The 13,240-nt window shown below is 34.1% G+C and carries 10 protein-coding genes and 1 tRNA gene; 9 read left to right on the top strand and 2 right to left on the bottom strand.

The genetic code is table 11. The annotated features are described in order from the left end of the window. Positions 1-27 precede the first annotated feature (27 nt). From BM053_RS02285 to BM053_RS02240, 9 genes are all read left to right on the top strand, one after another. Positions 28-663: a hypothetical protein gene (locus BM053_RS02285; RefSeq protein WP_091473547.1), complete on the top strand. Its 636-nt coding sequence runs from the start codon at positions 28-30 to the stop codon at positions 661-663. 79 nt (positions 664-742) lie between these two features. Then, positions 743-2,698, top strand: coding sequence for a cell division protein FtsZ (gene ftsZ / locus BM053_RS02280; RefSeq protein ID WP_091473544.1), 1,956 nt, complete (start codon positions 743-745; stop codon positions 2,696-2,698). A 297-nt stretch (positions 2,699-2,995) separates the two neighbouring features. Next, positions 2,996-3,445 carry a GatB/YqeY domain-containing protein gene (locus tag BM053_RS02270; RefSeq protein WP_091473540.1) on the top strand — a complete coding sequence of 150 codons (450 nt, stop codon included), beginning with the start codon at positions 2,996-2,998 and terminating at the stop codon, positions 3,443-3,445. 85 nt (positions 3,446-3,530) lie between these two features. After that, positions 3,531-3,604: transfer RNA gene (locus BM053_RS02265), tRNA-Arg, on the top strand. A gap of 38 nt (positions 3,605-3,642) precedes the next feature. Further along, a complete protein-coding gene (locus tag BM053_RS02260) occupies positions 3,643-4,443 on the top strand; it encodes a zinc-dependent peptidase (RefSeq protein ID WP_091473537.1) in 801 nt (266 codons plus the stop codon). A 126-nt stretch (positions 4,444-4,569) separates the two neighbouring features. Beyond that, positions 4,570-5,646 (top strand): efflux RND transporter periplasmic adaptor subunit, encoded by a 1,077-nt coding sequence (locus tag BM053_RS02255; RefSeq protein ID WP_091473536.1) that lies wholly within the window; start codon positions 4,570-4,572, stop codon positions 5,644-5,646. An 11-nt stretch (positions 5,647-5,657) separates the two neighbouring features. Continuing rightward, positions 5,658-8,747, top strand: coding sequence for an efflux RND transporter permease subunit (locus BM053_RS02250; protein ID WP_091473534.1), 3,090 nt, complete (start codon positions 5,658-5,660; stop codon positions 8,745-8,747). A 4-nt stretch (positions 8,748-8,751) separates the two neighbouring features. Continuing rightward, positions 8,752-10,059, top strand: coding sequence for a TolC family protein (locus BM053_RS02245; RefSeq protein WP_091473748.1), 1,308 nt, complete (start codon positions 8,752-8,754; stop codon positions 10,057-10,059). A gap of 329 nt (positions 10,060-10,388) precedes the next feature. Then, entirely contained in the window at positions 10,389-11,414 is a 1,026-nt protein-coding gene (locus tag BM053_RS02240; RefSeq protein WP_091473533.1) for a T9SS type A sorting domain-containing protein, read from the top strand. A 72-nt stretch (positions 11,415-11,486) separates the two neighbouring features. Here the strand turns inward: BM053_RS02240 and rpe are convergent, their stop codons facing one another. Further along, positions 11,487-12,149: a ribulose-phosphate 3-epimerase gene (rpe, locus tag BM053_RS02235; RefSeq protein ID WP_091473530.1), complete on the bottom strand. Its 663-nt coding sequence runs from the start codon at positions 12,147-12,149 to the stop codon at positions 11,487-11,489. A 123-nt stretch (positions 12,150-12,272) separates the two neighbouring features. Further along, positions 12,273-13,136 carry a sigma-70 family RNA polymerase sigma factor gene (locus tag BM053_RS02230; protein ID WP_091473528.1) on the bottom strand — a complete coding sequence of 288 codons (864 nt, stop codon included), beginning with the start codon at positions 13,134-13,136 and terminating at the stop codon, positions 12,273-12,275. Positions 13,137-13,240 lie beyond the last annotated feature (104 nt).

Genomic DNA, 13,240 nt, shown 5'->3' with positions numbered 1-13,240 from the left:
AATTATAATACAATTTAAAGAAACAAAATGAAAAAATTATTTTTAATATTATTTATTACGTTAACAACTTCTTTTTATGGGCAAGAGCCAGTAATGTTTAAAGTCGAAAAATCTACTATAATATTAAATGATAATACTGAAATTCAAGGAGAAATTGATTTTCCACTTGTAGACGATGGAAAACCGTTGAAATATAAAAATGCCAACGGGAAGCAAAAAATTGAAAGAGACAAAATCAGTAAAGTAGTTTTTACCACAAACCAAGGAGGAGGAGCGGCGATTGAATACATAAATATGAAGGTTTTTAATGAAATGAATGTGAAAGTAATGAAAGAACCAAAATTGTTGCTTAATGTAGTAAAAGGTAAAGTTTCAGTATACATAAGTAGTTATACAAACAATCAATTCTCATATAACGGAAGTGCAAGTGCTGCAAGAAATACTGGTGTTGGGTTTGTAAATTATTATTGCATTCGAGAAGGAGAAGAAGCAGCGTCATTAATCCATGTTGATAGTAATTATGCAAATGAAAACATGTTTTTTAGACAAAACGGAAGAAAATATTTTGCAGACAATACAGAAATTGCAGCAAAAATAGATAAAAGAGAATATACCTATAAAAATTTTATGGAAGTTATCGAATTATACAATTCCAAAAAATAATTGGAATTCAATAATATCAAATAATAGATATTAAATTTTTAAAAATAAGATTAATAAAGCATAAATAAAAACCAATAGTATGGAAAGCAACTCAGAATTTGGAAGTATTTCATTTGATTTACCAAAAAACCAATCAAATGTAATTAAAGTAATTGGTGTAGGCGGAGGCGGAAGCAACGCAATAAACCACATGTTTAAGCAAGGGATAAAAGGTGTCGACTTTATCGTTTGTAATACCGACTCGCAAGCGCTCGAGAACAGTGCTGTGCCTAATAAAATCCAGTTGGGTGTAAACCTAACCGAAGGATTAGGAGCGGGAGCAAACCCAGAAGTGGGGCAGCAATCAGCAATAGAAAGCATTGCCGAAATCGAAAAAATGCTAGACAGCAACACCAAAATGGTTTTTATCACCGCAGGAATGGGTGGAGGAACAGGAACAGGTGCTGCGCCAGTTATTGCACAATTGGCAAAAGAAAGAGATATCTTAACTGTTGGTATCGTAACAATTCCATTTCAATTTGAAGGAAAAGTACGTATCGAACAAGCACTTTTGGGTGTCGAAAAATTGAGAAAACAAGTCGATTCACTTATTGTTATCAATAATAATAAATTGAGAGAAGTGTACGGAAATTTAGGTTTCAAAGCTGGGTTTTCTAAAGCGGACGAAGTTTTGGCAACTGCATCACGCGGAATTGCTGAAGTAATCACACACCACTACACGCAAAATATCGATTTAAAAGATGCTAAAACGGTATTGTCTAATTCAGGAACAGCAATCATGGGTTCTGCCACTGCCGAAGGCGAAAACAGAGCTAAAGAAGCGATTGTTTCTGCATTAGATTCACCACTTTTAAATGATAATAAAATTGCTGGAGCCAAAAACGTATTGTTGCTTATCGTTTCTGGAACTAACGAAATCACTATCGATGAGATAGGAGAAATAAACGATTACATTCAAGCTGAAGCAGGACACAACGCCAATATTATTATGGGAGTTGGAGAAGAAGAAGAACTTGGAGATAAAATCGCGGTAACCATTATTGCTACTGGATTTTGTGTAGAGCAACAAGCAGAAATTGTAAATACAGAACCTAAAAAAATAATTCATGCGTTAGAAGACGACCAAAAAATTGTTCGTGATTTAACACAAAAATACGAAGCGCAAGGATTCGATTTTTCGTCAAATGTAGTTTCGGAAGTGCCGAAAATTATTGAAACTCCTGTTGTTGAAGAAAAAATAGTATTTTCTTTAGAAGAAGAATTGCCAAATCCTGTTGAAACTTATTTCACAATGGATTTAGTGCCAACAACAGAATTAATCAAAAATTTGGACGTTACTTTTGAAGTAGTTTCATCAAAAGCAATCGATGTCAATGACTTTTATTTCACTTCACCAGAAGTAAAAGAAATCGAAGTAATCGATCCGCAATTTGTAGTAAACGAACCAGAACAAATCACATTTACGTTCGATTTGCCAATACAAAAAGCGCCCGAAACAGTAAATACTGATAGGTTGATATTCGATTTAACAAACGAAATAAAAGACATAAAAGTAAACGAAGCGGTAGAATTTGTGCCAATGACCGAAGTAACTCAAAATGGAGTTATCAAACATTCGCTCGAAGAATACATGGAAATCGAAAACCAATTATTCGAAGCTAAAAAAGTAGAAGTAATTGCAGAAACCATTCCAACCGAGTTAAACATAACGATGACGCAAGTAGATATCGCGCCACAATATGCGACTCAAAATACAGCAAACGAAATTTCTCCGTTAGACATGTCTATCGAGGATTCATTGCGAATGAGAGCCGAAGAACGTCGTCGCAAGATGAAAGAATTCAATTATAAGTTTCACAATAACGCATCAAAAGTAGATGAGTTCGAAAAAGAACCAGCATACAAACGCATGGGAATCGATATTTCGAACAATTCGATAGACAATAGCAGATCGCGCATGTCACTAGGAACAGATAGTAACGACGATATACAGTTGCGATCAAACAATTCGTTCCTTCACGACAACGTCGATTAACTAACTCAAACCAAACCCTTGTAGCCCGAAAATTCTTATGATTTTTCGGGTTATTTTTTTATCTTTGCGCAAGATATTTGAAGCGAATGGCTTGGTCTATTTTTGCTAGCCATTTTCCCGCTTTTCGTTGCAATCTTTTTTCTATACCTGACAGGTTTTTAAAACCTGTCAGGTATAGAAAAAAGATTTTCACTTCAATCGGGGCTAAATAGTAAATCATTTTACCTTTTGCTATCAAATAACCAAATAACCAAATAACCAAATAACCAAATAAACGAATCAACAAATACACAAAATATGAGCTTATCAACACACATCATGGACGAAATGAAAACAGCAATGCGTGCAAAAGACACCGTTGCACTAGAAGCACTTCGCGCCATCAAATCGGAAATATTACTAGCACAAACCGCAACAGGAAGTAAAGAAGAAATCACTGAAGCAGACGAAATAAAAATTCTACAAAAATTAGTAAAAATGCGTAAAGACAGCGCTACTATTTTTGCAGAACAAAACCGTCCAGACCTTGCTGAGCCAGAATTAGCACAAATCGCAGTCATCGAAAAATTCTTGCCAGTACAACTATCAGAAGCAGAAGTAGAAGCAATTATTGCAAAAATCATTGCCGAAACCGGAGCTTCTGGAATCGCATCAATGGGAAAAGTAATGGGATTAGCATCAGGACAAATTGGCGGTCAAGCCGAAGGAAAAACAATCTCTAGTATTGTTAAGAAACTATTAGTTTAGATAAATTAGATAACATTAGACTTCTTAGATTTTAGCAACTGTTTAAGTTGTCTAAAAATCTAAGAAGTCTAATAATCTAAAAACTGGCCGCGTAGTTCAACTGGATAGAATGACGGATTTCGGCTCCGTTGGTTGCAGGTTCGAACCCTGCCGTGGTCACATTTTAGTGTTTTGGAATAAAACAAGCAACAATTTTTATGATAATTATTTTATTAATTTTATTTACTCCTGCTGTTGCTCTTTTTATTGCTTTTATCTACACAGTAGCAGAGGATAATTACGGTTTGTTGTTTAATAAACCTTTTTATGTTCATTTTTACCCTAATGTAAAGTCATTATCGGCTAATCAGTTTTATATTTTAAAGAAACAATTTAATTATTACAACACACTTCCGGATAATAAAAAAAAATATTTTGAACATCGAGTAGCTACTTTTATAAAAAAATATAAATTCATTGGAAATGAAGGGTTTGTAATTACAGATGAAGTGAGAATTTTAATAGCTTCAACGTCAGTTATGTTAACTTTTGGAATGCGAAACTATTTATATTCTAATATTGATAAAATAATAGTATATCCAAAGGAATATTATTCAACAATTGGAGAGGTCTATCACAAGGGAGAATTCAATCCAAGAATGAGGGCAATTGTTTTTTCTTGGCACGATTTTAAAGAAGGTTTCGAAATTACTAATGATAATTTAAATCTAGGAATTCATGAATTTGCACATGTTTTGCATTTTCACGGGTTGAAGAGCGATGATGCTAGTGCCGTAATTTTTTCAAGAATGTACAATCAAATTCAGAAAGAAGTAAATCATCCTGTAAATAGAGAGAAATTAATCAATTCAGAATATTTTAGAATTTATGCTTACACTAATCAGTTTGAGTTTTTAGCAGTTATTTTAGAGTATTATTTTGAATCACCCGATTTGTTTGAGCAAGAATTTCCGCAACTTTATAGTAATGTAGGTAAAATGTTAAATAATAAACATTAGGGAACTTATCACTCTTTATAAACTTCTAAATTCATGTTAAATAAACCGCAATCATTTAGATAAATGGATATTAAAAATTAGTTTTGTTATAATTTACAGATTGTAATAACACTACATATAGCCATTATGAAATTAAAAAATATTGTACTCTTACTATTAGCAATCCTATTAGGCGGAATGATTTTTTACCGCATTTCAGAAAATAAAGACAAAAGCGACGAAGGCGGAAAAGGAAAAGGTGGCGGAGATAAAAAACCAGCCAAAGTAACCGGAATGGTTCTAAAACCCCAAGTCTTCTCAGATAATCTTTCACTTTCTGGTTCTATTGATGCTAATGAACAAATTGAAGTTCGCAGTGAAGTTTCGGGTGTTGTTGAAAGCATTAATTTTGACGAAGGAACCTTTGTGAGCAAAGGGCAAATGCTTTTCAAGATTAATGACATTGAGTTAAGAGCACAACTTTCACAAGCCAGAACGAAACAAACTTTAGCCTCAGAAAACGAAAGGAGAGCCAAGCTTTTACTTCAAAAAGAAGCGATTAGTCAGGAAGAATACGATGTTTCAAATGCTGATTTTCGTTCTGCACAAGCACAAACTCAGTTAATTCAAGCACAAATTGCCAAAACAACCGTTCGTGCTCCTTTTTCCGGAAAAATTGGATTGCGTTCTATTTCTAAAGGAACGTATGTAACATCAACAACAGTTATAGCTAATTTAGTCAACACCAATCAAGTAAAAATCACATTTTCAATCCCAGAGAAATATGCTACTAAAATGAAGGTGAATTCACCGTTATCATTTACTGTTGCAGGTTCTAAAGAAACTTATACAGCAAAAATTTACGCCATCGAACCACAAATTGATGTAACCACACGAACATTGCAAATGCGAGCGATTGCTCAAAATTCGGAAGGAAAATTAATTCCAGGAACATTTGCTAATGTGGCTTTGCCCTTAGAAAATATTAACGATGCTTTATTGGTTCCAACAGAAGCGCTTATTCCGGTTCAAAACGGGAAAAAAATATTTGTTTCTATTCATGGAAAAGCCAAAGAAATTATGGTAGAAACCGGAGCCAGAACCGATAAGAATATCTTGATTCTTTCTGGATTAAAAGCTGGAGATACCGTTTTAACTAGTGGTGTTATGACCTTAAAAGATGATTCGCCAGTAAAAGTCAGTATTAAAAAAGATAAACTTTAAATCCCAAAACCATGAGTTTATCCACATTAAGTATAAAAAGACCCGTTTTAACGATTGTACTCAACTTGATGTTGATACTTTTCGGTATTATTGGCTACACTTATTTGGGCGTTCGTGAATTCCCATCGATTGATCCGGCACAAATTTCGGTGAGAACAAGTTATTCAGGTGCGAATGCTGATATTATCGAATCTCAAATTACCGAACCACTTGAAAAAGCCATCAATTCTATCGACGGAATTCGAAATATCAGTTCTTCAAGTAATCAGGGAAGTAGCAATATTAGTATCGAGTTTAATCTGGATAAAAATCTAGAAGAAGCCGCAAATGATGTTCGTGATAAAGTATCTCAAGCCGTTCGAAGTTTACCGCAGGATATCGATGCTCCACCAGTAGTTTCAAAAGCTGATGCCGATTCAGAACCAATTATTACGATGACCGTTCAGAGTGATAACAAAAACGTTTTAGAACTTTCTGATTATGCCGATAATGTTATTGCGCAACGTTTGCAAACTATTCCGGGTGTGAGTAGCGTCCAGATTTGGGGCCAACGAAAATACGCCATGCGTTTGTGGATTGATCCAGCGAAATTAGCTTCTTACGGCTGTACTGTTGCTGAAGTTCGAGAAGCATTGAACAAACAAAATGTAGAATTGCCTTCAGGGAAATTAACGGGTGCAAATACAGAATTGAGTGTTAAAACCGTTGGAAATCTTTCTACAGAAGAGGAATTTAATAACATAATTATTCGTGCTGAAGGTGATAAAATCGTTCGATTGAGTGATATCGGAAAAGCAACTTTGGAAGCCGAAAATTTAGAAACGAAATTGTCAGATTCTGGACAACCTATGGTTGGTTTGGCGATTATCCCACAACCAGGTACTAATTATTTGGATATAGCCGATGCATTTTACAAACAATACGACCAATTAAAAAAGGATTTACCCAAAGATTTCAAATTAAATATTGCTATCGATAATACTGTTTTTGTTGAAAAAGCTGTCGTTGAAGTGGCAGAAACCCTATTATTATCAATTATTTTAGTAGTATTGATTATCTATCTTTTCTTTAGAGATTGGGCTATCGCTTTCCGACCGTTAATTGATATTCCAGTGTCATTAATTGCCACATTTTTTATCATGTATTTGTGTGGATTTTCGGTAAATGTACTGACGCTTTTGGCTATCGTTTTAGCAACTGGTTTGGTGGTTGATGACGGAATTGTCGTCACCGAAAATATTTTCAAAAAAGTAGAAGAAGGAATGTCGCCCATTGAAGCGGCAATCAAAGGATCGAACGAGATTTTCTTCGCCGTAATTTCAATTTCCATAACACTGGCTGCCGTTTTTTTACCAGTAATTTTCTTGGAAGGTTTTGTAGGAAGATTGTTTCGAGAGTTTGGAGTCGTGATTGGAGCTGCAGTATTAATTTCTGCTTTTGTATCCTTGACTTTAACACCAATGTTAAATGCCTATTTGATGAAAGGTGGCGAACAAAAAAAATCAAAATTTTATAATTTAACTGAACCGTTTTTTCAAAAAATGAATGCCACTTATGCGAGTACGCTTAATGCTTTTATGAAGAAAAAGTGGTTGAGTTTTCCGATATTAATTGCTTGTTTTGGACTGATTTATTTGTTTTTCAATATCATTCAAAAAGAAACTGCTCCTTACGATGACCGAAGTTTTATCGGAGTAAATGTAACCGCTCCAGAAGGCGCTTCATACGATTATATGGATCGTTTTATGACTGAATTAACAGAATTGATTAACGACTCCATTCCCGAGAAAAAAGTAAGTTTAATTATTACATCGCCCGGATTTGGTTCCTCAGCAGTAAATAACGGTAGAGCTCGTATTGCATTGGTTCAGCCAAATGAAAGAGAAAAATCACAAAAAGAAATTGCCGATAAATTAACCAAGTGGACCAAACAATATTCTGAAGCTAAAGTTTCTGTTTCCGAATCGCCAACAATAGCTGTAAATAGAAGAGGAGGATTGCCAATTCAATACATTATTCAGGCTCCAAATTTTAAGAAATTGGAAGAGAAAATCCCTCAGTTTATGGACGAAGCTTCCGAAGATCCAACGTTCTCTAATACTGATGTTAATTTAAAATTCAATAAGCCTGAAATTTATGTAACAATCGATAGAGAAAAAGCACAAAGTTTAGGCGTTTCTGTGATTGATGTAGCGCAAACATTACAACTTTCTTTTAGCGGACAACGTTTTGGTTATTTCATGAGAAACGGAAAACAATATCAGATTATGGGGCAATTTGATAAGAAAGATAGAAATGCACCTATGGATTTGACCTCAATTTTTGTAAAAAACAAAAACGGACAATTAATTCAGTTAGATAATGTTGTAACGGTCGAAGAACAAAGCAGTCCGCCACAATTGTACCATAGTAACAGATATATGTCGGCAACTATTTCTGCAGGATTGGCTCCAGGAAAAAGCATTAGCGACGGAATTGAAGCCATGGAACGTATTAAAGAAAAGGTGCTAGATGATACTTTTACTACTGATTTAAGTGGAGAATCTCGAGATTTTGTAGAAAGTAGTTCCAATACTTCTTTCGCATTCGGATTGGCTTTGTTGCTGATTTTCTTAATTCTGGCAGCACAATTTGAAAGTTTTATCGATCCGTTTATTATTATTTTAACCGTGCCAATGGCAGTTGCTGGAGCTTTATTTTCATTATGGTTATTTGGTCAAACCTGGAATATTTTTAGCCAGATTGGAACCATTATGTTAATTGGTTTGGTGACCAAAAACGGTATTTTGATTGTTGAATTTGCCAATCAATTACGAGAGCAGGGCAGACCTAAATTTGAAGCGATTTTAGAAGCTTCGGAATCCCGTTTAAGACCTATTTTAATGACTAGTTTGGCGATTGCGCTTGGAGCACTTCCAATTGCTTTGTCGTTGGGAGCGGCATCAACGAGTAGAATAGGAATGGGAGTTGTAATTGTTGGCGGAACCTTATTTTCATTGATGCTAACGTTATACGTGATTCCCGCTATTTATTTAATGTGGTCGAGAGAGAAAAAACACCGACCAGAATTTGACCATATTAATGAGTATGAAAAAGAATAAATATATGAACTATAAAATCTTTTTTCAGTTACTGATTTTAATTGCTGTTTCAACAGTAATTCAGGCGCAAGAAGTTTTAAAACTTGATGATGCAGTAAGTATTGCATTGAAAAATAATTACGATATTAGAATTGCTTCCAATGCTGGAAAGATTGATTCGGTTGGCGTAAGTATTGCTAATGCTGGAATGTTACCGAAGTTAGATGCTACTTTAACTCAAAATAATAACATTCAAAATTCGAAACAAACCAGATCAACTGGTGAAGTTCAAGAATTAAATAATGCTAAAAATAACAGTTTGAATTATGGCGTGACTTTGGGCTGGACTGTTTTTGATGGTTTTAAAATGTTTGCACGTTACGATCAGTTGAAAGAATTGCAAAAACAAGGTGAAGCCGAATTGAAAATGACGATTTTAACGAAAGTTGGCGATGTCATGACCACTTATTACGATTTGGTGCAACAACAACAATTACTGAAAGCTTTGGATACGACAATTGTAATATCCAAACAACGATTGAAAACGGCCGAAAACCGATTCACAATAGGAAAAGCATCGAAGTTAGAAGTGTTGAATGCTCAAGTGGATATGAATACCGATACGACGACTTTTTTACGTCAGAAGGAATTGTATGAAAACACCAAAATTCAATTGAACCAGATTTTAGCTCGAGATGTTTCGACTAATTTTACTATTGTTGAAACAGTTGAAATTGATGATAAATTAGTGCTTTCGGATTTGAATACTTTGGCAACAAAACAAAATCCACAATTACAATTGACTTTAATTAACAAAAGAGTCGCTGAATTAGATTTAAAGCAAATTCGCGCAACTCGTTATCCAACAGTCAAATTGAATACGGGTTATATGTTTAATGAAACCGAATCGAGTTTGGGTTTTACTTCACAAACATCAAACAGAGGTTTTAACTACGGAGTTTCGGCTTCATTGAATATCTTTAATGGGTTTCAGCAGCATAGAAATGAGAAAATAGCCAAACTGCAAATCGAAAATTCTAATATCGCTTTAGAACAACAAACACAAACATTAAACGCACAATTGGCCATGGCTTTTCAAACGTATTTAACGAATCTTGAATTGTCTAAATTGGAAGAAAATAATGAAGCAATTGCAAAAAAGAATTTGGAAATTACTTTAGATAAATTCAAAATCGGAACCATTTCTACTTTGGAATTCCGTAGTGCACAACAAAATTATGTAAATGCGATTGCAAGGAATAGTAATGCTAAGTTTCAGGCAAAAATATCAGAAGTAGCATTGAAGGAAATCGCTGGAAATATTAAGTTTTAAATAAAAAGCTCCGATATTATATTGGAGCTTTTTATTTTTATATTGTTGTGATTTTTTTAAATCAGCAATGGTTTGTGTTGGATTTTCTGCTACTATAACATCAGCGCAGCTTTTACTAATTGTTTTGCATTTTTATTTGTCACACTGTCTCAATTTCAATAATTGGTTTTGGAGTTATTCCATAAAGTAAAAACAATGATAAACTACATGAACACATGTTTTTTGTAAATAACGCTATGTGCCGAGTAATTAAGTAGATAGTCGGTTTTTTGTTTTTTTTGTGATTTACTTAATTATGTTTGTAAATAACGTTTAATCTAAATAAATTTATGAAACAACAAACTACTCTTCAATCTTTAAAGAAAAGTTCTTTAAAAATTATTTCTACAACTTTTATAATAATTACATCGTGTAACTCGTATGCTCAGTTATTGTATTCAAATGGAGCAATATCTACTGGAGTAACACATGCTGCAACTAGTACAGCTGCTCCTGTAGGGTATACATGGTCAGAATTACAAACGCCAGCTACAACTTTAGGTTTTTCTGCTGTTTATAATAATGCTTTAACTAGCAATCTTGCTTTAGCAGACGATTTTGTGGTGCCAGTTGGTCAGACTTGGAACTTAACTAATGTAAATGTTTATGGTTATCAAACAGGTTATGTAGGAGCGACAGTTCCGATTGATGTTTTAAGAATTAGAATCTGGAATGGAGACCCTTCTCTTGGAACTTCGACAGTGGTTTATGGAGATATGACTACCAATGTTTTGAATGCAGCTGGAAGCGGAGAGGAGTTTGTTTATAGAGTTGCAGCAGCAACTGGAACAACTAGAAAAATATGGCGTTTTAATGCAGCAATTTCAACCTCACTTACAGCAGGTACATATTGGTTAGAATATCAAGTACATGCAACAAATGACGGTGCAATATTTGTTCCCCCAGTTACAATTTTAGGTACTCAAAGTGATCCTTCTTGGACTGCTAAACAAAGAAATGCGACAACTTGGGCTGGACTTATTGATGCAGGTTCGACATTTAATAAAGCCATGGCTTTTCAGTTAATTGATTCGGCTTTAGGTTTAAATTCGAACGAATTGGCTTCAAGTTTTAAAATGTATCCAATGCCAGTAAGAGATGTTTGTAATTTTAAACTGAATGAAAATATTTCAGTGCAAGCTAAATCAGTAAGTATATATGATTTAAAAGGGTCTTTGGTTCTTAATCAAAATATTATTAAAAATGGTTCTGAATTTTCTATTAATGTTTCAAATCTTGAAGTTGGAATGTATTTAGTAAAAATTATTGATTTTGAAGGAAGACCTATTTTTACAGATAAATTAATCAAGGAATAATTAAATAGCCTTATTTTATATAAATTGAAATGCCATTCATTAAATTTTGAATGGCATTTTTATTGAGAGTTTTTAAAAACGTATCATTTTCTTCAATTCAGCAATAGTTTGTGTTGGGTTTTCTGCTTTAAAAATATAGCTTCCAGCTACTAAAACATTTGCTCCAGCTTCCACTAATTGTTTTGCATTTTTATCGGTAACGCCACCATCAATTTCAATTAAGGTGTCTAATCCTTGTTCGTTAATCATTTTTCGAAGCTTTCTAACTTTATTGTATGTTATTTCTTCAAATTTTTGTCCACCAAATCCAGGATTTATAGACATAATTAAAACCATATAACATTCAGAAAGGATATCTTCCAAAACTGAAACAGGTGTAGATAAATTTAAAACAACTCCTGCCTTACAACCCGCATTTTTAATTTGAGTAAGTGTTCGGTGAATATGAATTGTTGACTCATAATGAACAGTAATTATATCGGCACCAATTTTCGCAAATTCTTCAATGTATCTTTCAGGTTTTTCAATCATTAAGTGTACATCAAGTGGTTTTGTTGCATGTTTTTTGATTGCTTCAATTACAGGCATTCCATAAGATATGTTAGGCACAAAATGTCCGTCCATTACATCAATGTGAAACCAGTCGGCTTCACTATTGTTAATCATTTCAATGTCGCGTTGTAAGTTAGCAAAATCGGCAGCTAGTACTGATGGAGCAATAAGTGTATTCTTCATTGTGTAGTTATATTGTTTGTGCAAAGGTAATTATAAAAAATAAAACTCCGGTAATCAGCCGGAGTTTCAATCATCAATCAAAAAACGAACAGTTAATCAAACTGTTAGTCATCGGTTTTAGGATTAACCTAAATACGTTTTCAAGATTTTACTTCTTGAGGTATGTTTTAATCTACGGATTGCTTTTTCTTTTATTTGACGTACACGTTCACGAGTAAGATCGAAGGTTTCTCCGATTTCTTCTAACGTCATTGGGTGCTGGTCGGCAAGACCAAAGTATAAACGAACTACATCGGCTTCTCTTGGAGTTAATGTTTCTAGAGAACGTTCTATTTCTGTACGCAAAGATTCGATAATTAATTCTCTGTCAGGATTTGGTGATTCTCCAGAACGCAAAACGTCGTAAAGGTTAGAATCTTCTCCTTCAACTAAAGGAGCATCCATAGATAGGTGACGACCAGAGTTTTTCATGCTCTCTTTTACGTCATTTACAGTCATGTCTAGCTCTTTTGCAATTTCTTCAGCAGATGGCGGACGCTCGTTAGATTGCTCTAATAAAGCGTACATTTTGTTGATTTTATTGATAGAACCAATTTTGTTTAAAGGCAAACGAACGATACGTGATTGTTCTGCTAATGCTTGAAGAATCGATTGGCGAATCCACCAAACGGCATAAGAGATGAATTTGAATCCACGAGTTTCGTCAAAACGTTGTGCGGCTTTGATTAGACCTAAATTTCCTTCGTTAATTAAATCGGGAAGTGTTAGTCCTTGGTTTTGATATTGTTTTGCTACCGAAACTACGAAACGCAAGTTGGCTTTTGTTAGTTTTTCTAACGCAGCTTGGTCTCCAGCTTTTATTCTTTGAGCCAATTCTACCTCTTCATCGGCAGTAATCAAATCTACTTTTCCAATTTCTTGCAAATATTTGTCTAACGATGCGGTTTCACGATTGGTAACCTGCTTGGTAATTTTTAACTGTCTCATTGTAGTTTCCCTTAAAAGTTATAAGTGTACAAGTGGTTATACGTAATGAGTGAGCAAAAAGTTACAAAAAGATTAATTAATTATTAAAATAAAACAAAAACCCC

Origin of the sequence: Flavobacterium swingsii (assembly GCF_900111965.1) — a bacterium.
In the GTDB taxonomy this organism is placed as follows: Bacteria; Bacteroidota; Bacteroidia; order Flavobacteriales; family Flavobacteriaceae; genus Flavobacterium; species Flavobacterium swingsii.
The sequence above is the reverse complement of the archived record's forward strand: the minus strand, read 5'-3'. Positions and strand labels throughout refer to the sequence as shown.

Excerpts from the sequence above, each read along its gene's own strand:
- BM053_RS02240 (WP_091473533.1), top strand. The coding sequence starts at position 10,389 with ATGAAACAACAAACTACTCTTCAATCTTTAAAGAAAAGTTCTTTAAAA.
- BM053_RS02245 (WP_091473748.1), top strand. The coding sequence starts at position 8,752 with ATGAACTATAAAATCTTTTTTCAGTTACTGATTTTAATTGCTGTTTCA.
- ftsZ (WP_091473544.1), top strand. The coding sequence starts at position 743 with ATGGAAAGCAACTCAGAATTTGGAAGTATTTCATTTGATTTACCAAAA.
- BM053_RS02255 (WP_091473536.1), top strand. The coding sequence starts at position 4,570 with ATGAAATTAAAAAATATTGTACTCTTACTATTAGCAATCCTATTAGGC.
- BM053_RS02250 (WP_091473534.1), top strand. The coding sequence starts at position 5,658 with ATGAGTTTATCCACATTAAGTATAAAAAGACCCGTTTTAACGATTGTA.
- BM053_RS02270 (WP_091473540.1), top strand. The coding sequence starts at position 2,996 with ATGAGCTTATCAACACACATCATGGACGAAATGAAAACAGCAATGCGT.
- BM053_RS02285 (WP_091473547.1), top strand. The coding sequence starts at position 28 with ATGAAAAAATTATTTTTAATATTATTTATTACGTTAACAACTTCTTTT.
- BM053_RS02260 (WP_091473537.1), top strand. The coding sequence starts at position 3,643 with ATGATAATTATTTTATTAATTTTATTTACTCCTGCTGTTGCTCTTTTT.
- BM053_RS02230 (WP_091473528.1), bottom strand. The coding sequence starts at position 13,136 with ATGAGACAGTTAAAAATTACCAAGCAGGTTACCAATCGTGAAACCGCA.
- rpe (WP_091473530.1), bottom strand. The coding sequence starts at position 12,149 with ATGAAGAATACACTTATTGCTCCATCAGTACTAGCTGCCGATTTTGCT.